The sequence below is a fragment of the Hymenobacter qilianensis genome (assembly GCF_014489555.1).
GTDB lineage: Bacteria > Bacteroidota > Bacteroidia > Cytophagales > Hymenobacteraceae > Hymenobacter > Hymenobacter qilianensis.
In genome coordinates this window covers 1,492,454-1,510,664 of the sequence record NZ_CP060784.1, presented here as the reverse complement: position 1 = coordinate 1,510,664, position 18,211 = coordinate 1,492,454, and the positions used below count along the sequence as shown (strand labels likewise).

Below are 18,211 nucleotides of genomic sequence, written 5' to 3'. Positions count from 1 at the left end.
GGAATCTGGTCCAGAAAAGCACGAAAAGGTGCGATAAATTGGGGATAGGCAGACATGAAAACGGGCGGCCAGCATAGTAGCTGGTCGCCCGTTGTTCGTAGAGTAGCTCAGTAAGGTTATAGCGTGGGCTACTTCTTTATCTCGCCCACCATGTCCTCCGGTTTCAGCCACTCATTAAACTGCTCTTCAGTCAGGTAGCCGAGCTTCAAGGCAGTTTCCTTGAGGGTACTGCCTTCGCGGTGCGCAGTTTGGGCGATTTCTGCGGCTTTATAGTAGCCGATGTGCGGGTTCAGGGCAGTTACCAGCATTAGGGAGCTGTTTACGTGCTTCTTAATGTTCTCCTCAATGGGTTTGATGCCTTCCGCGCACTTATCATTAAACGACACGCACACATCACCAATGAGGCGGGCCGAGTGCAAGAAGTTATAGATCATCAAAGGTTTGAACACGTTCAGCTCGAAGTGGCCGTTCATGCCGCCGATGTTAATGGCTACGTCGTTGCCCATCACCTGCGCGGCTACCATAGTCATGGCCTCGCTCTGGGTGGGGTTTACTTTGCCGGGCATAATGCTGGAACCAGGCTCATTATCAGGGATATACAGCTCGCCAATGCCAGCACGCGGGCCCGAAGCCAGCAGACGAATGTCGTTGGCAATCTTCATCAGGCTGGCAGCTACGGTTTTCAACGCGCCGTGTGCCTCCACAATGGCGTCGTGAGCAGCCAGGGCCTCAAACTTGTTTTCAGCAGTAACGAAGGGCAAGCCTGTCAGGTCGGCAATGTGCTTGGCTACGTTCTCGGAGTAGTTGGGGGGCGTATTGATGCCCGTACCTACGGCCGTACCGCCCAAAGCCAGCTCCGACAAGTGAGCCAGCGTGTTTTTGATAGCCCGCAGGCCGTGGTCGAGCTGTGATACGTAGCCCGAAAACTCCTGGCCCACGGTCAGTGGCGTGGCGTCCATCAGGTGAGTGCGGCCAATTTTTACCACGTGCATATACTCCTCCGACTTGCGCTTGAGCGTGTCGCGAAGCTTCTCAATGCCGGGCATGGTCACTTCCACCAGAATCTTGTAGGCCGCGATGTGCATGGCCGTGGGGAAGGTGTCGTTCGAGCTTTGCGACTTGTTTACGTCATCGTTAGGGGCCAGCGCTTTCTTCTCGTCGCTGAGCTGTCCGCCCTGCAATACGTGGCCGCGGTAAGCTACTACCTCGTTCACGTTCATGTTGCTCTGCGTGCCCGAACCCGTTTGCCACACCACCAGTGGAAATTCCGCGTCCAGTTTACCCTCCAGAATCTCGTCGCACACGCGGCCAATCAGTTCGGCTTTTTCGGCTGGCAGTACGCCCGCGTCGCGGTTGGTGAAGGCGGCTGCTTTCTTCAGATAAGCAAAGGCGCGGATAATTTCCTTCGGCATCCGGTTGATATCCTGAGCAATGCGAAAGTTGTCGATGGAGCGCTGGGTCTGGGCGCCGTAGTAAGCGTCGGCGGGCACCTGTACGGGGCCCATAGTGTCTTTCTCGGTACGAAAATTCATGAAGCGGAATGCTGAGGTGGCAGATTAGTTCGAGGGGGTAAAAGTACGTAACGCCCAGTCGGGGGGCAACGTTGGAACTCAGCCGAACAGTGCGCGCTTGCGTACAACCATGCCGGCCCCACCTAGAGCCGTTGTTTAGCCCCGTTCCATCACCAAACGCCCCAAGCTATGAGTAACATCAAAAAAGTAATTGAAGTACTGGCCAGCTCCGACAAAAGCTTCGAAGACGCCCTTCAGCGCGCCCTCACCGAAGCCAGCACCACGCTCAAAGGCATCAAGTCGATCTACATCAAAGATCAAAGCTGCAAAGTGCAGGACAACAAGATTGTAGAGTACCGCGTCACAGCCAAAATCACCTTCGAAGTATTGCACAAGTGGAACGCCGGTGCCCTTAGCAGCGGCATAGAAACCGAGCAGGCCGAAGTTCCCGGCACCGGCGGCGGTACCCCCGATTACAGCCACGTAGAAATGAGAACTCAGCCCGACCTTCCCCGCGAAGTAGAACCCGGCGGCAGCGCTACCACGGCAGAAAGCGGTGGCGGCTACAGCGGCTAGAAACATTTTTTGGATTATTAAAAAAGCCCCCCAGAGCAGTTCTGGGGGCTTTTTTGTTGAGGCTTAGCTTAAAAATGAATAAGGTGGCCGTGTGCCTGCGAGTTGCCCAGCGTGCCTCGCAGGACCATGGCCGCTATAGTTTCTACAAACGAAACGGTACTGATATACGCACCTGCTGGGCGGTGCGGCGCCCCCGATAATGCCCGGAAACCAGGCTGGTCCTTCGCGCACTAAGCGCATGGCTTCTTCGTCGCACTCTTTGCTCAGGCCGCTCACCACTTTCAAATCCTCAATAGCACCGCTGGCAGCTACCGTGAATCGTAGTTTCACCGTTCCTTGCGTACGGTCACGTAGGGCCTTTTCAGGGTATTGCAGCTCCTCTTTTAAGTATTCGTGGAAAGCCGGTAGGCCGCCGGCTGGCGCGGGACCAACGGCTGGTGGCGCGGGCATTTTGCCTTTGCGTGTCACTACCACTTCGCTGAGACTCCTGGTATCGGAGGCGAGGGCCAGGGTGAGCGGAGTACTGGGACTGGTGAGCTTATATTCTCTTGTCTGATAACCGACGGAGGCAATGGTCAGGGTCGATTGGCTATCGGTTATGGGCAGCGCGAAGGAACCATCGGCCTGCGTGCTCACGCCTTGCTGAGTGCCTTTCACCAGCACCGTCACGCCCGGCAAACCTTCACCGGAGCGCTGATCGGTGATGCGGCCCCGAACCATGCGCATGCTGGAACCCGGAGCATTGCTGGCCAAAGACCGCGCATCGCTGCTGGGGGGCATTTTTGCCGCTTGCTCACCCGAGTCGGCAGTTGGCGCGGCCGTGCGGGCCAGAGTCGTACGCGCCCGGTCGGGTGGGAGAGGGGCAGAAGCGGAAGCAACTGTCGGGGCTTCGGTATCCGCCGCCAAACCGGAGGTGGCAACACTATCATATACTACTTTATCTTTCCTGTCAAAAGCCTCTGTTCTTATTGCTGCTATATCAGCACGGGCCGATTCCGCCATTCGAGCCGGCCGGGTACGACCAGCACCAACTGCTTTTGGCCGGGCGGAAGCCACCGCCCGCGACGGCGCCGGCCGAGTCCCTTCAGAGTCTGACGCATCAGCTGCCACTATCTCCGCCGGCATCGGTTTCAATTCTATTGTCTCCACCTCAGGTTGGGGCGTTGGCGGCGTCATTATTTCTTGTTGCGCTGCCGCCTTTTCCCTGCGCATCACCGCCGCTACTGGCTCCGACTGCGCTTCGGTTTTGGATTGATTGAGACGCCAGCCAACGATACTGGCTATCAGTAATAACACGACGCCGGCCATTTGCAGCCAAGGCCAATCTGCCGCTGACTTCCGGCTGGTATCCTGCGCTACGCGGGTGCGAAGGCGGCTTTGCAGATCCGTCAGGCTGTGGTCGGTGGTAGCGGCGTCGGTCATCTCCAGGCCTTCCAGTATCTCGGCACAGCGCTGACAATCAAGCGTGTGCGCTTCTACGCGGTGCTGAGCGGCTGGCGCGAGCGTACCAGCCACATACTGCCGCAGCAAGGCCACAGGCAGGTGCCCACCGGGTGCGGGGGGCAAAAGTGGAGCAGGTAGCTGGTCAGTGGGCCGCATCAGGAGAAGAAGACTCTAAGTAACGTTTGAGGTTGCGCTTGCCGTTTTGCAGGTGACTTTTTACTAAGCCCAGCTCGAAGCCGGTGATGGTGGCGATAGTACGATAACACTGCTTTTCGAGATAAAACAGTTCCAAACATCGTCGCTGACCGGGCGGCAGCTCAGCCAGGGCAAGTTCCAGCGCTTGCAGACGCTCTTCGGTCAGGGCGGCTTCGTCGGAGTCATCAGCAGGTAGATGCGCCGCCACCGCCGATTCCATACCGGCCGCGTCGGGAAAGTGCAGCACCAGCGCGCCGCCATCCGGGCCGGCACGTTGGCGGGCCCGCAAAATCATCAGGCAATGATTGCGGGCCGTGGTATGCAGCCATGCCGGAAAATTTTCGACCTCATGCCGCCGCAGGCTTTCCACCAGCTTTTCAAACAGCTGCATCACAGCGTCTTTCGCGTCATCCTCGTCGCGCAGATAGCGCCGGCAAACGGCTAGCACCGCCGTCATATGTCGCTCATACACAGCGCCCAGGTCGGCCACGTCGCCGTGCTGACGGTAGCTCACCAGCAGCTCTGCGTCGGATAGCGCGGCAGGCAGCTCAGGACGACGGCGTTTGAAAAACATACAAGGCGAAGCGAACAACCAGCGAATGAATCGGGAAGCTACGGGTTGGGGGGCAAAATTCCGCTTGTGAGCTGCGTACCGTGCCGCAACGCTACGTATTTCGACCAGTCCGTGTGGAATTTAGCCAAAGTGAGCATCGAGGTAGATGTTGTACCAACTCCTTTGTGCGATGAACTACAGATACCTCTTGCTGATAGCCGGGTTGCTCGGCGCGTTGCCTGCCGCGGCCCAGACGGCACCAACGTCAGCTCATACGCCCACCGATACGCTGGCTGCCGCTCCCGAGGCGGCTTACCAAACCGCTGCGGTGCCATTGCCGTGGTGGTTGCCCACAGCCGCGCAATGCGCTGCTATTCGGGCTCAGGAAGCCATAGAATTCCCTGGTCAGGCTGCCCGCCGCGAAAAACACATGCAGCGGCAAAGCAAAAAGCTAAGGAAGAAGTATCCGCAAGCGACGGAATAGCCAAGTTGCAAATGGCTTATGGCCAAGGAATAAAATCAGAAAAATTTGGGGTAAACTTGTTTTACTGCTTGGCTTTCTTCAGATTTGGGCAGCTAAACGGCTACTTTCTTCATGCGCACGACCTCCACCCGGTATTATTTTACCTCATATTATTTCTACGCCACCGCGTAGAACCGAGGCCGCTTGCCCCACATCAACCCTGACCAATCAAGCGCCTTCGGACTCCCGAAAGGCGCTTTTTTTATCTCCTGAGTATTCCTTGATCATGCAGTTCTCCGCTTCTTTTTATTACGGCTTCTATTATTTCTTCTACCGGGAGAAACAGGGAGTCTTTTATTCTGCTTAAGTTAAAAAGAAGCAATAAAAAAGGCCCCTGAACCTCAGGGGGCCTTTTTTATAACAAAATCACGCATCTAATTACATGACACCAACCATCGCCATTCAGGGTTTCGCCGGCAGCTTTCACCAGCTCGCCGCCCACCAGTACTTCGGCCCCGAAACCGCCGTGACGCCCTGCGCTACCTTTGCGGAGGTGGTGCGGCAGGTGGCGCGGGGCACGGCGGCGGGTGGAGTGATGGCCATTGAGAACTCCATTGCAGGCAGCATTTTGCCCAACTACAATCTGCTCCAACAGTCGGAGCTGCGGGTGACGGGTGAAGTGTACCTGCCCATTCGCCAGCACCTGCTGCTGCTGCCCGGGCAAACCCTGGCTGACCTGCGTGAGGTGCACTCTCATCCGATGGCCCTGCTTCAGTGCGCCGATTTTCTTAATCAACACCCTGAGTGGAAGCTGGTTGAGACCGAAGACACGGCCCTAAGTGCCCAGCGCATCCGCGAAGGCCACCTGATGGGCATCGCGGCCGTGGCCGGCCAGGCTGCCGCTGAGCTGTTTGATCTGGAAATAGGAGCCGCGGATATTCAGTCGGTACCGGAAAACTACACGCGCTTTCTTATCATCAATACCGCCGAAAATGCCCCCCAGCCGGCTTCAGCCAACAAAGCGTCGGTGTATTTCCACACTTCTCATACTAAAGGCTCGCTGGCACGGGTACTCAACAAAATCGCCGACCACGACCTGAACCTTTCCAAGCTGCAATCCTTTCCCCAGCCCGGCCGGGCCTGGCAGTACTTCTTCCACGCCGACCTGGAGTTCGACCACGCCGATCAGTTTCACGAAGTGCTCCAAGACCTGGAACCGCTCACCGAAGATCTACGCGTGCTGGGACTTTATCAACGAGGAAACCAGCAATTAACCGAATCAACACCAGTTAGTTAGAAGCTACAGCTACCACCATGAACATTTCCACCGCCGACCGCCTCCAGCACACGGGCGAGTATTACTTTTCCCAAAAGCTGCGCGAAATCGACGCCATGAACCAGGCGGGGGCGGCCGTTATTAACCTGGGAATCGGCAGCCCAGATTTGCCCCCGCACCCCAGCGTAATAGCGGCCCTGAGCACAACAGCTGAGCAGCCCAACACGCATGCTTACCAGGGCTACCAGGGCAGCCCGGCGCTGCGTCAGGCCATGGCAGACTGGTACCAGCGTGCTTATCAGGTGGAGCTTAACCCATCCAATGAGATTTTGCCGCTGCTGGGCTCCAAGGAGGGCATCATGCACATCAGCATGACGTTTCTGCAAGCCGGCGACGAGGTGCTGATCCCGAATCCGGGCTACCCGGCTTACCGCGCCGCCGCCCAGCTCAGCGGCGCCACGCCCGTCGATTACGACCTGACAGTGGCCAACAACTGGCAGCCCTACCTCGACGCCTTGGCCCAGCGCGACCTAAGCCGGGTAAAGCTGATGTGGCTCAACTACCCCCACATGCCCACCGGCGCTCCCGCCGACCTGGAGTTTCTGGCGCGCCTGGTCGATTTCGCGCAGCAGCACAGCATTCTACTAGTCCACGACAACCCGTACAGCTTCATTCTCAACGACAACCCACAGAGCTTGCTGGCCGTGCCCGGCGCGCGCGAAGTAGCCTTGGAGCTGAACTCACTCAGCAAATCGCATAATATGGCGGGCTGGCGCGTGGGGTTGCTGGCGGGCCGGGCCGAGTGGCTGCAACAGGTGCTGCGCTTCAAGAGCAACCTCGATTCGGGTATGTTTCTGCCGGTGCAGCGCGGCGCTATTGTCGCGCTGGGGCTGGGGGCTGATTGGTTTGAGCAGCTTAACGCCACGTACCGCGCCCGTCGCGAGCAGGTTTTCAACTTGCTGACCACCATCGGCTGCCAATTTGATCAACAGCAAACCGGTCTGTTTGTCTGGGGGGCAATTCCGGCCGGTTACGCCGATGGCTACGCGCTCAGCGACGAGCTGCTGCACCAGGCCAAGGTATTTATCACGCCGGGGGCATTTTTGGCAGCAACGGCAACGATTTTATTCGGGTGAGTTTGTGCCAGCCAGAAAGCGTATTGGCGGCGGCGCTGGAGCGCATTGTCACCGCCCGAGCTTCCGCTCCTGTTTCTCAATAAGAAAATGATAGTCACTATAATAGGTATCGGCTTGATTGGCGGCTCGTTAGCCCTTAGCCTCCGGGAAGCGGGCCTGGCTACCCAAATCATTGGCGTAGACCAAAGCTTCGAAAACCAAACGAAAGCGCTGAGCCTAGGCCTTATCGATGAGGTAGCTGACCTCGCATCCGGCATCAGCCGCGCCGACCTGATTGTGTTGGCCGTGCCCATGGATGCCATGCTCACGCTGCTGCCCAAGGTTCTGGATTCAGTCGCTGACCACCAGATAGTTATCGACGTAGGCTCGACCAAGCAAAAGCTGCTGGGCTGCGTAGAGCAGCACCCGCGCCGCGCCCGTTTTGTGGCCGTGCACCCCATGGCCGGTACTGAGTATTCGGGGCCGGAGGCGGCGGTGCAAGGCTTGTTTCAGGGCAAAACCCTGGTTATCTGTGATGCGGAGCACAGCGACCCCGCCGCCGTAACCCGCGTGGGGGCATTTTTGAGCAAATCGGGATGCGGCTGGTGTACATGGGCGGGGCCGCCCACGATTTGCACACGGCTTACATCTCTCATATCTCGCATATCACCTCTTTTGCGCTGGCGCTCACCGTATTAAACAAGGAAAAAGAGGAGCAGCAGATTTTTGACCTGGCCAGCGGCGGCTTCGAGTCGACGGTGCGTCTGGCCAAAAGCTCCCCGGATATGTGGGTGCCCATTTTTCGCCAAAACCGCCTCAACGTGCTCGATGTGCTCAGCGAGCATTTGCGCCAATTGCAGCACATGAAAGACGTGCTGGAACAGGAAGATTACCCCGCTTTTCATCAGCTCATCGAGCAAGCAAATCTCATTCGTAAAATCTTGAAATAATGGACCATACCCAAACTACCACCACTTCGGCCGCTGAACTCACCAGCAAAAAGCCCCTGCTCATCTCCGGCCCGTGCAGCGCCGAAACCGAGGAACAGCTCCTCGATACCTGCAACCAGCTGGCCCAAACCGGCCGCGTGGATATGCTCCGCGCCGGCATCTGGAAGCCCCGCACCAAGCCCGGCGGCTTCGAGGGCATTGGCACGAAAGGCTTGCCCTGGCTGCAAAAAGCCCGCGAGCAAACCGGCCTGCCCGTGATGGTGGAAGTGGCCACGCCCAAACACGTGGAGGACAGCCTTGCTTTCGAGATGGACGTGCTCTGGATTGGCGCGCGCACGACAGTGAACCCGTTTTCGGTGCAGGCTGTGGCCGACGCCCTGCGCGGTACGGATGTGCCGGTGTTCATCAAAAACCCCATCAACCCCGACGTAGAGTTGTGGGCCGGAGCCGTGGAGCGCTTAGCGAAAGCGGGCGTGAAGCAAATCGGCCTGATTCACCGGGGCTTTTCCAGCTACGGCAACACCGAATACCGCAATGCGCCGCTCTGGCAGCTTCCTATCGAAATGAAGCGCCGCATGCCCGAATTGCCGCTCATTTGCGACCCGAGCCACATTTGCGGCCGCCGTGACCTGCTCGCCGATGTTGCTCAAAAAGCCATTGACCTCGACTTCGACGGCCTGATGCTGGAATCGCACCGCGACCCCGACCAGGCTTGGAGCGATGCCGCCCAGCAGGTAACGCCCACCAACCTCGTCGCCCTGCTCGACCACCTCATCTGGCGCCACGAAACCACCGACAAGCAGGAATTTCTAACCGTGCTGGCCAAGCTGCGCGACCAGATCAACCACATCGACGACGAGATTATGCAGCTCATTAGCAGCCGCATGGCCGTCGCCGAGAAGATTGGTACCTACAAAAAGGAGAACGACATCACCATCCTTCAGCCTAACCGCTGGAATGAGATCCTAGACCGCGGCGTAAAAAAAGGTGCCAAGCTAGGCCTTACCAAAGATTTCATTCTCAAGTACTTCGACGCCATTCACCTCGAATCCATCAACCGCCAAAACCGCGTAATGAACCCTCACGACGACGTTAAATAAGGGCTGGGGGCTTTTTCTTCGGGAACCAACTAAAGGAGCGAGGTTGTGATAATTCCTTTTAAGAGGAGAGTAGCAAAGCTGTAAGTTTTCCGTAAGAGCGTCATACATGTCTGGCGGTCATGCAGAGCGGTAGCGAAGCATCTCGCATGCTGATGTTGAGTTAGTAATCAACGACCGCACGCGAGATGCTTCACTGCGTTCTGCATGACCGCCTTTTGGATTGTTAACGGTTCGTTACCTTTCAGGCGCGGCCTAGTTTAGTCGATACTTACTCTATAAAAGTCATTTCTAGTGGATAAGCGAGATTTTGATGCCGTCGTTGTCGGCTCCGGGCCGAATGGGCTGGCGGCAGCTATTACGCTCCAGCAAGCCGGCCTATCCGTTTTGATACTGGAAGCCAAAGACGCTATTGGAGGAGGATTGCGCTCGGCAGAGCTTACGCTGCCTGGCTTTGTACACGACATCGGATCAGCCATTCACCCGCTGGCGGCAGAGTCACCGTTTTTCAAAACCCTTCCCCTGGCCGAACATGGCCTGAACTTCCTCACGCCGCCGGTAGCCGCCGCTCACCCCTTCGATACAGGTCGGGCTGCCACCCTGGTCGCTTCCTTAGCCGATACGGCGCACCGATTGGGTCCCGACGAAAAGGCTTACCGGCAACTGATCCAGCCTATTGTGCGCGACTGGCCAGTGTTGGCGCCCGCTATTCTGGGCCCGTTGCGCATCCCGAAGCATCCGCTGGCTATGGCCCGCTTCGGCCTCGATGCCGTTACCTCGGCTACGATGCTGGCCAAACGGTTTCAGACACTGGAAGCGCGAGGATTGTGGGCTGGTATGGCCGCTCACGCCATTCAGCCCCTTACCAATGTCACTACCTCGGCCATCGGGTTGGTACTGATGGCTATGGGCCATGTGCGCGGGTGGCCGCTACCGGAGGGCGGCGCCCAAGTTATAGCGCGGGCGCTGGCTTCTTATTTCGTGTCGCTGGGGGCAAAATCGAAACAAATGCTCCCGTTAGCTCCCTCAGTCAACTGCCCTCCACCCACGCTGTACTTTTCGACGTCACGCCGCGGCAGTTGCTCAAGATTGCGGGCCATACCTTCTCGTCGCTCTACCGCTGGCAACTAGAGCGCTACCGCTACGGTATGGGCGTATTTAAAGTCGATTGGGCCTTGGATGGGCCGATACCGTTCACGGCGCCGGAATGCCGGCAGGCTGGCACCATACATCTGGGCAACTCATTGGAAGAAATACTTGCCTCTGAGCAGCAAACCAGCGAAGGCAAGCACCCCGACCGGCCCTTTGTGCTTTTGGCCCAGCAAAGCCTCTTCGACCCGACTAGGGCGCCGGCGGGCAAGCATACCGCGTGGGCCTATTGCCACGTGCCCAACGGCTCACGCGTTGACATGACCACGGCTATTGAAAATCAGGTAGAACGATTCGCTCCCGGCTTCCGCGACCGGATACTGGCCCGCCATACTTTCAATACAAGCGAGCTAGAAGCGTTTAACAGCAATTTAGTTGGTGGCGACATCAACGGTGGCATCCTGGATGTAACGCAGCTGTTTACCCGTCCGGCGTTGCGCGCTTCTCCCTATCGTACCTCGGCGAAGGGCCTCTACATCTGCTCTTCCTCAACGCCTCCCGGCGGGGAGTGCATGGCATGTGTGGGCACCACGCCGCCCGGCAGGCCTTGCAGGATATATTCAAGCGCCAGCCGGAGCCCTTACTTGCCACTTAAAGCACAAGGCGCATTTCGCCTTAATTCGGCCTCTGACACGGGTCCTGTTAGCCCCAAAAAAGCCCCCGGAATATCCGGGGGCTTTTTATTGGTTGTTGAAAGAATAGGGCGCGAAACTAGAAAGAAAAGTTTACTGAAGCTTTGATCACGCGGTTCTGCGCGTCGAAACGGTCGTTTTTATCTAAGGACGAAAGGCCGTAGTCGTAGCCGGCGCTCAGGCCCAAGCCGCTGTCGAACTGGTAGCCCAGGCCGCCAACCACGCCGAAGTCCAGCTCACGAAACTGGTTGCGCACGTCGAAATCTTGCTTGAAAGCGGAGAAACCCAAGGCCCCCGCTTCTACCCGTACTTTGTTGCTCACCAGATAAGACGCCTGCGGGCCGGCATAGATGTAGAGGCCGCGCGTGAGGTAAGCCTTCGCCAGCACCGGCACATCAATATAAGCCATGCGGGCGGTGGCCGTTACGCGGGTGTTCAGAAAGTCAAACTGCTCGAAAGGAACACGGCCCGCGAGCTGGGTGCCTTTTTCGGAATAGATCAGGCCGGGCTCAATAGCGAAGTGAGAGCCCAGGGGCAGAGTGGCAAACAAGCCAGCGTGAAAGCCGGGCTTCATTTCGCGGGTCACGGCGCCATTGGTCAACTCAGCCACGTCAAGCACGCTTTGCACGGCATCACCCGACCAATCGGCGACATTGACGCCCGCCCGGAGGCCAAACTGCACACCCCGGCTAGGCGGAGCAATAGAAGTGGTGGTGGAATATTGCTTCGGACGAGGCGCCAACGGAGCATTATACGGTTGCCGAACCTGGGCCTGAACACCAAAGCCAGTAGAAAGGAGAAGAGCAAGCGCGGCCAGGCGACCGCAAAGACGCAGATTTTTCATATCCAGGAAGTAGTAGAGAAGGAGAAAAGAAACGCTGCTATTCGCTATGTGCACTGCGGAATAGCTGAGCGTTGCAAGGTATTATTGCAAAACCGTGCCAATCACTGCGTTATGCGGTAGTTGTGGCTGTAATATTCTGATTTATAGTCAATTAAAAATTAGAATAAGCACATGCAATCTCCTCTATACTTCTTGGACTGGTCCCAAAAATTACTTTTAAAGTGATTTAAGTCTGCTGAGTTTACGTATGCTGCCAACTCAAACCAGGCCGACAATTTGCCCCCCAGCCTATTCCTGCGGCGTGGATTGAAGCAACTGATCAATCACGGCAAAAGTCGGGTTGTTGGCGGGCAGGGCCTGCACCAAAAACTGCCGAGCCAGCACCAGCTGATTGTGCGCCTGGGGGCATTTTTCTGGTCGAGGTACAGATGCCCCAGGTATAAGCGCTGGTAGCCTTGCGCCAGCGGCTCCTGATTGGGTACCGCCGCCTGCTCCGTGAGAAAGGTTATCAGGTCGGGTGCCTGATTATTAGCTACATACAGGTCGAGCAGCTCGCGGTAAGTGCTTTCATCTTTGGGCGCCAATTGGTAAAGCTGATTGGTGAGCCGCACAATCTCCGGCTTGTTGTTGCCTTTGAGTGCAGCCAGCAGCTTGGGTTTTACCGTCGCCAGCTCGGTGGGGTTAATGGGCTCCGGGTCGGTGGAGGCATCAGGGGTACGGGGCTTCGAGCGGGCCGAAGTCTTGATGGGGCGGCCTTCAGCCTTGCGTTTTATTTGCTCCTCAATATCGGCCAGCATGTAGGCGGCGTCGGACTTGAACTGCTCATCCTTATACAAATTGAGGGCGATGCGCACCTCATCCCGCGACTTTTCCAGCTGCTTGAGCTCAAGCAGCGAGTAAGCAAAGTGGTAGTGAGCGTCCGGAAAATCCTTCTTTAACTGAATAGAGCGCCGGAAAGGTGCCACGGACTGGGCAAAGTTGCCGAGGCGCTCATGAGCATAGCCCAAGGCATAATAAGAAAGATAATCGCCGTAGCCGCGCAGGTGAGCCACCTCATAATGCCGGACCATGAGGGCAAAAAGCCGGTCCTCGCCCTTCGCCTTCTCGGCACAATCGCACTGCTGGGCGCTGTAATAATAGTCGCCCAGGGCTTTGTCAAGCTTGTAATTGGTGGGGTTGCGCCGCTTCAAATTCAGCAAGGCCGTCTCGATGGGAAACCGATAAGCCGAGTCATAGGAGCGCTGGGCGCGCATTTGCTCCAGCGTTTCCACCAAGGCCAGATCCTTCATTGAAAATGTCTCATACTCACGGGTGGTAATGTGGTAGGAGAGGGCAATTTCCTGTTTGCGCATCACTATTGCCGGTCGGGTGTTTTGGCGGTCAAACTGCTGGAGCAGCGCAAATGCCGAGTTGTATTTGCGCTGAGCTACTAGGTCATTAGCTTGCTTTAGGGCGGCTAATTCGGCTTTGTCCGTCTGGGCCGAAGCGGCAGTCAGGGTCAGCAGGAAAGCGAGAAAAAACGAGAAGACGAAACGCATGAATAGAGCAGGAAAAATGAATGCGGCAGCAAAGCCTTGCCGAAGATACCGGGTTGAGAAATAATCCTGACTTTCGCTAACGTTTTACTGTTCCCGTTTATGCTGTCGTACGCCTTACTCAAGCCCCTGATTCAACTAGGGCTGCGCGTTTTCTTCCGTCGAATTGAAGTGCCCCACCGCAAACGGCTGCAAACTCCGGGGCCGCTTATCATTGCCGCCAATCACCCGAATACGCTCATGGACCCGCTGGTAGTAGCCGCTAACCGGCGCGACTCAGTGGCTTTTTTGGCCAAAAGCACCTTCTTCAAGGGGCCATTTATGAAATGGCTGATGGCTCAGACCAACTCCATTCCTATTTACCGCCGCCAGGATGCGGAGGGCGAGTCGGTCGCCCACGTAAGTCCGGCCGAGCTGGCCCAGCGCAACGAAGCCACGTTCGGCCGCAGCTACGATTACCTCGACCAGGGCGGCACCATCATGATTTTTCCGGAAGGCACCAGCGTAACCGAGCGCCGCCTGCGTCCGCTCAAAACCGGCGCCGCCCGCATTGCCCTGGGCGCCGCAGCGCGCCACGACTTCAGGCGTGAGGTGCAGATTTTGCCGGTGGGCATTAATTATTTCGACCCCAGCCGGTTTCGCTCCGATGTGCTGCTCAATGTGGCTCTGCCCATTCAAGTATCCGATTATGCGGCCCTGTACGCCCAGGATCCCATCGCGGCGGCGGACGAGTTGACCGAGGAAATTCGGCGGCGGCTGGAGGAAAACCTGGTTATAACCCGCGACGCGGCCGAAGACGAGCTGGTGCAGCAAGTGGAGCGCACCTTCGGCGAACACCTCGCTCCCAACGACGAAGAAACCCTTTACGACAACTTCGAGCTTAGTCGCAACTTGTCGGAAGCCATTATCTACTTCGAAAAACATGATCCTGCCCGCTTGCAGGAAGTACGGGAGAAGCTGAGTGAATACCTGCGCGAGCTGCGGGCCCTGCGCCTGACCGACGAGTCGCTGGAGTCGGGCAACAAAGGCGAGCGGTGGCTGCGGGGGCAAAAACGGCGCTACGGCTGGCGCTGGGCTTCCCCGTGTATGTGTATGGCGTCGTGAATAACTACTTGCCCTACCGGGTTCCGTCGCTGGTAGCCCAGCGCGCCACCAAGGAAGTTGAGTTTGTGGCTCCTATTCTGATGGTGACTGGTATGCTTACTTTCAGCCTGGCCTACGCCGCCCAGATTGCCCTCGTGCACTACTTTGCGCAGAACTGGCGCCTGACCACGCTCTACGCCCTGAGCTTGCCGATTACCGGCTTTTACGCTTTGTATTATTGGAATAACCTCCAAGACCGCCTCCAGCGCTTGCGCATGCTGCGGCTGTTTCGGCAGCAGCGCCCGGCAGTAGAAAAGCTGTTGCGTCAGCGCGCCAGTATTATGCGCCTGCTCGCCGACGCACGGGCCGCTTATCTGGCTGGTAATGAGCTGTAGCGCGAACTAAAAGTTCGCGCTACAGGCGCCTAAAACGTGAATTTGCCCCCCACACCCAGAGTCAGAATATCCGTCACTTTCAACCCCGACAGATTGGTGGCTTTGCTAACGACATACAAGTCATTAGTACCCAGTTCATAATACAATGACACCATTCGGGGCTGACCACTGCCAGCCGGCTTCAGCCCACGCGCGACGCGCCCGCCCACAAAGGCTCCGAAGCGAATGGTAGATGACCACCAGTAGTAGCCATCGTAGTACTTCTCGTCGCGGGAGCGGTTCAGGGTGCGCGAAGGGGTGTAGTTCACCAGGCCACCAAACGAGAATGGGTGCAGGCACCACGCAGCGTTCCGCAGGGGAATGGTGTAGGGTGTGTAAGTCGTTTTGAGGGTGAAAATGCCCAAGGCCTTGGTGCCCGCGTAGCGTTGGGGCACGTAGCCGGCCAGCACATCTACGTCGAGGCGCTGGCGAAATACGCTATAGCCTACGCCCCCGCTCACCATGCCGATGCCGCCAGCCGCTTGCAGCACAGCGTGCTTCGGTACATACCAGCGCCGCCCCGAAGTAGTTGACGCCGAATCAGTTATTTGGGCCGAGGCTGGCAACGTGGATAGCAGCAAGCCGAAAAAGCCCCCAGAAGTAGAAAAACACGCATAGCTAAAAGGCGACTTTCTCAAGCTTAAACTGATCGGCGCCCCACACGGTCAGAATCACGTATTGGCGCTTCTCAAAGGCAAAGGAGTTGATGTAGGTCACGCCATCCGCGTACGGCTCGCTGATGCTGAAGCTGTGGGCATGGCCATTGAGGTGAAACAGCAAGCGGGGGGCTTTTGCCAGCGCTTCGGTAAAGGGTTTCACCAATGCAGGGTCGAAATCTTCGTTGCTGGGCGGCACGTGGCAAAGCACAATCTGGCGACGTATGCCCACGGTATCAGCTAGTTGCTGCTGTAGCCAGCCTACATCGGGCACTTTTCCATTGAAGCCGTACTCGCGGCTGTTGGTGTCGATGAGGATAAAGCGGGTGCGGTCGTAAGTAAACGTGTAGTTCAGGGGGCCAAATATTTCCTGGTACGCCTGCCGGCCGTTGGCTACCTGGTCGTGGTTGCCGATGACGGTCAGGTAAGGCACCTTCAAATGGCGCAGGCGGTCATTCACCCACTGCATCTCGCGGCGTAGGCCAAAGTCGGCAATGTCGCCGGCCACAACCAGCGCCGAGATGCCGCGCTGACGATTTACGCTTTCCACCAGCGGCCCGATCTCCTCATAGAAACGCTGAGAATCGCCGGTAAACACAAAGCGCAGCGTGTCGCCGCCGGTGGGCTTGGGCTGAGCTTGCAGGCGCGCCAGGTTTTTGGCCGTCAGGTCGCGGTCGGCGGCAGGGGCGCGTACGTCGTTGGGGCTGAATTCAAATAGCTCGCAGCCCGTAAGCAGCAGTGTAGCCACCGTCAGAAGCGCCGCCTGCCGAATAAGGGATATTAAGGTAAAGATCATTAATTCAATGGGTTGTAGAATATAGCGCTTTGGAATAGTAGGCAGTCAACTCATATGGGCGGTCAGGCTTCGACAAGCTCAGCCTGACCGTCTTACACAACAGCCAACACTTGCCATTGCTACTCATCCAGGTATTCGTGCACAAACTTAATCGCCATCGATCCTTCACCCACAGCCGACGCCACGCGCGCCATAGCGCCCACCCGATTGTCGCCGGCGGCGAAGATGCCCGGTACGCATGTTTCGAGCAGATACGGCTCGCGATTGCGCTTCCAAGCCGCCGCAAAGCGTGGGTCCGTCACTAAGTCGCGACCCGTAAGCATAAAGCCGCGCTTATCGCAGAGAATAATGTCCTGTACCCACTCGGTGCTCGGTTTTGCCCCAATAAAAACGAACATGGCCCGCGCCGGCCGCACCTCTTCCTGCCCTCGGTTTACAATAACCACTTCCTCCAGATGGTCCTTTCCGCGTACCTCCTTCACCTCGGCGAAAGGCAGAATCTCAATGTTTTCCGTTTGCCCAATCTGGTCAATCAGATACGCCGACATAGACGCCGCCAACGACTCGCCCCGAATCAGGATAAACACGCGGCGGGCGTAACTAGCTAAGTACATGGCTGCTTGCCCGGCTGAGTTGCCGCCGCCCACAATGTACACGTCCTGCTGGTCGCAGGAGCGGGCCTCGGTGCGGGCCGCGCCGTAGTACACGCCGGCCCCGCTCAGGTGATGCTCGCCGGGCACATTCAGGGTGCGGTAGCTTACGCCGGTGGCCAGCACGAGCGCGCGGGTGCGCACTTCGCTGCCATCGGCCAGGGTCAATACCTTGTACTCGTCTTGCAGACAGAGGTTTGTGACTTCCTGGGGGGCTAATAATTCGGCCCCCAGCCGGATGGCTTGCGCCCAGGCCCGGTGAGCCAGCTCGGCGCCGCTCAGGCCCGTGGGAAAACCAAGATAATTTTCGATGCGCGAGCTGCTGCCGGCTTGTCCGCCGGGCGCGCCGCGCTCAATAACCAGCGTTTTGAGTCCTTCTGAGGCGCCGTACACCGCCGCCGCCAGCCCCGAAGGCCCGGCTCCAATCACGACCACATCATAAAGCTCGGCGGAAGCCTTCTGCGACAACCCTATTTTGAGAGCCACCGCCGCCCGCTCAGGCCGGGCCAGCGCAGAGCCATCCTCAAACACAACCACAGGCAAATCGGCGGGCGTGAGGCCGGTGCTTTGCAAAAGAGTAGCCGCCTCAGGGTTCGTTTCAAAATCCAGCCATTGATAAGCTACCATATAGCCCGCCAGAAAGTCTTTCAACTCATGCGAAACCGGCGACCATTGAAACCCGATAAGCCTAAGCCCTTGGAAGCGGGGCTTATAATGCGCTTGCCAAGCGGCCAGCAAGTCGCGTAGCGTGGGGTAAAGCAGCTCCTGCGGTGGGTCCCAGGGTTTCAGGAGATAGTAGTCGAGGTGAGCATTGTTGATGGCCCGAATGGCGGCCTCGGTATCGGCGTAGGCCGTAAGCAACACCCGCTTAGCATCCGGGAAAATTGCCCGGGCTTTTTCCAGCAGTTCCACGCCTTCCATTTCGGGCATGCGCTGATCGGCCAGGAGCAGTGCTAGCGGCTCGGCGCGCGTATCCAACTCCTTCAGGATTTCCAAAGCCTCCGGCCCCGAGCTGGCCCGCAGCACCCGATAATCGCGGCGAAACTCACTGCGCAAATCCCGGTCGATGGCGCTGAGCACCTGCGGATCATCATCCACAACAAGGAGAACAGGCTTTTTCATAATGGTAATTGGTGCTTAGTAGGGTATAGGCTAATTAGTAAACGTCATGCTAATAGACAGTCATGCAGAGAATTCAAAGGTACAGACGTGCTGGGGGCTTTTTTACTTCAACTACTCTCAGACCTGTCAGA

General features: G+C 57.5%; 17 protein-coding genes and 1 pseudogene. 10 read left to right on the top strand and 8 right to left on the bottom strand.

Translation table 11 applies throughout. The features are described 5' to 3' along the window. Window positions 1–128: 128 nt before the first annotated feature. Window positions 129–1,532, bottom strand: a complete 1,404-nt coding sequence (gene fumC / locus H9L05_RS06935) for a class II fumarate hydratase (protein ID WP_187733558.1) — start codon at window positions 1,530–1,532, stop codon at window positions 129–131. Between the two features lie 168 nt (window positions 1,533–1,700). Between fumC and H9L05_RS06930 the strand changes: the two genes are divergently transcribed. Next, window positions 1,701–2,087, top strand: coding sequence for a dodecin family protein (locus H9L05_RS06930; RefSeq protein WP_187733557.1), 387 nt, complete (start codon window positions 1,701–1,703; stop codon window positions 2,085–2,087). 63 nt (window positions 2,088–2,150) lie between these two features. Here the strand turns inward: H9L05_RS06930 and H9L05_RS06925 are convergent, their stop codons facing one another. Then, on the bottom strand, window positions 2,151–3,686 hold the full coding sequence (locus tag H9L05_RS06925; protein ID WP_187733556.1) for a TonB family protein: 1,536 nt from the start codon (window positions 3,684–3,686) through the stop codon (window positions 2,151–2,153). After that, window positions 3,673–4,299: an RNA polymerase sigma factor gene (locus H9L05_RS06920; protein WP_187733555.1), complete on the bottom strand. Its 627-nt coding sequence runs from the start codon at window positions 4,297–4,299 to the stop codon at window positions 3,673–3,675. The genes H9L05_RS06925 and H9L05_RS06920 overlap by 14 nt, the downstream gene beginning before the upstream one ends. 169 nt (window positions 4,300–4,468) lie before the next feature. On the opposite strand from H9L05_RS06920, the gene H9L05_RS06915 reads away from it, so the two are divergent. The 7 genes and pseudogenes from H9L05_RS06915 (at window position 4,469) to H9L05_RS06890 (ending at window position 10,923) form a co-directional block, all read left to right on the top strand. Further along, window positions 4,469–4,762, top strand: a complete 294-nt coding sequence (locus H9L05_RS06915; protein ID WP_187733554.1) for a hypothetical protein — start codon at window positions 4,469–4,471, stop codon at window positions 4,760–4,762. A gap of 421 nt (window positions 4,763–5,183) precedes the next feature. Next, on the top strand, window positions 5,184–6,038 hold the full coding sequence (locus tag H9L05_RS06910) for a prephenate dehydratase (RefSeq protein ID WP_187733553.1): 855 nt from the start codon (window positions 5,184–5,186) through the stop codon (window positions 6,036–6,038). A 17-nt stretch (window positions 6,039–6,055) separates the two neighbouring features. Further along, complete coding sequence (locus tag H9L05_RS06905; protein ID WP_317175139.1) at window positions 6,056–7,153, top strand: pyridoxal phosphate-dependent aminotransferase; 1,098 nt, start codon at window positions 6,056–6,058, stop codon at window positions 7,151–7,153. An 87-nt stretch (window positions 7,154–7,240) separates the two neighbouring features. After that, entirely contained in the window at window positions 7,241–7,831 is a 591-nt protein-coding gene (locus H9L05_RS06900) for a prephenate dehydrogenase/arogenate dehydrogenase family protein (RefSeq protein ID WP_262892648.1), read from the top strand. After that, window positions 7,765–8,082: a prephenate dehydrogenase dimerization domain-containing protein gene (locus tag H9L05_RS24895; RefSeq protein ID WP_262892647.1), complete on the top strand. Its 318-nt coding sequence runs from the start codon at window positions 7,765–7,767 to the stop codon at window positions 8,080–8,082. Before H9L05_RS06900 ends, H9L05_RS24895 begins: the two co-directional genes overlap by 67 nt. Continuing rightward, window positions 8,082–9,182 carry a chorismate mutase gene (locus H9L05_RS06895; RefSeq protein WP_187733552.1) on the top strand — a complete coding sequence of 367 codons (1,101 nt, stop codon included), beginning with the start codon at window positions 8,082–8,084 and terminating at the stop codon, window positions 9,180–9,182. The genes H9L05_RS24895 and H9L05_RS06895 overlap by 1 nt, the downstream gene beginning before the upstream one ends. Window positions 9,183–9,473: 291 nt before the next feature. Continuing rightward, window positions 9,474–10,923: pseudogene (locus H9L05_RS06890) on the top strand (phytoene desaturase family protein). Window positions 10,924–11,039: 116 nt separating this feature from the next. On the opposite strand, the gene H9L05_RS06885 reads toward H9L05_RS06890, so the two are convergent. Next, window positions 11,040–11,804, bottom strand: coding sequence for a porin family protein (locus tag H9L05_RS06885; RefSeq protein WP_187733551.1), 765 nt, complete (start codon window positions 11,802–11,804; stop codon window positions 11,040–11,042). Window positions 11,805–12,127: 323 nt separating this feature from the next. Next, window positions 12,128–13,342, bottom strand: coding sequence for a tetratricopeptide repeat protein (locus H9L05_RS06880; RefSeq protein ID WP_187733550.1), 1,215 nt, complete (start codon window positions 13,340–13,342; stop codon window positions 12,128–12,130). Window positions 13,343–13,441: 99 nt separating this feature from the next. Here H9L05_RS06880 and H9L05_RS06875 point away from each other — a divergent pair, with 99 nt between their 5' ends. After that, window positions 13,442–14,443, top strand: coding sequence for a lysophospholipid acyltransferase family protein (locus H9L05_RS06875; RefSeq protein ID WP_187733549.1), 1,002 nt, complete (start codon window positions 13,442–13,444; stop codon window positions 14,441–14,443). Then, window positions 14,428–14,817, top strand: a complete 390-nt coding sequence (locus tag H9L05_RS06870) for a hypothetical protein (protein ID WP_187733548.1) — start codon at window positions 14,428–14,430, stop codon at window positions 14,815–14,817. Before H9L05_RS06875 ends, H9L05_RS06870 begins: the two co-directional genes overlap by 16 nt. A 29-nt stretch (window positions 14,818–14,846) precedes the next feature. Here H9L05_RS06870 and H9L05_RS06865 read toward each other — a convergent pair whose 3' ends face one another. The 3 genes from H9L05_RS06865 to H9L05_RS06855 form a co-directional block, all read right to left on the bottom strand. Continuing rightward, complete coding sequence (locus tag H9L05_RS06865; RefSeq protein ID WP_187733547.1) at window positions 14,847–15,437, bottom strand: hypothetical protein; 591 nt, start codon at window positions 15,435–15,437, stop codon at window positions 14,847–14,849. Between the two features lie 37 nt (window positions 15,438–15,474). Continuing rightward, window positions 15,475–16,308 (bottom strand): metallophosphoesterase family protein, encoded by an 834-nt coding sequence (locus H9L05_RS06860; RefSeq protein ID WP_187733546.1) that lies wholly within the window; start codon window positions 16,306–16,308, stop codon window positions 15,475–15,477. 119 nt (window positions 16,309–16,427) lie between these two features. Further along, a complete protein-coding gene (locus H9L05_RS06855) occupies window positions 16,428–18,080 on the bottom strand; it encodes an FAD-dependent oxidoreductase (protein ID WP_187733545.1) in 1,653 nt (550 codons plus the stop codon). Window positions 18,081–18,211: the final 131 nt, after the last annotated feature.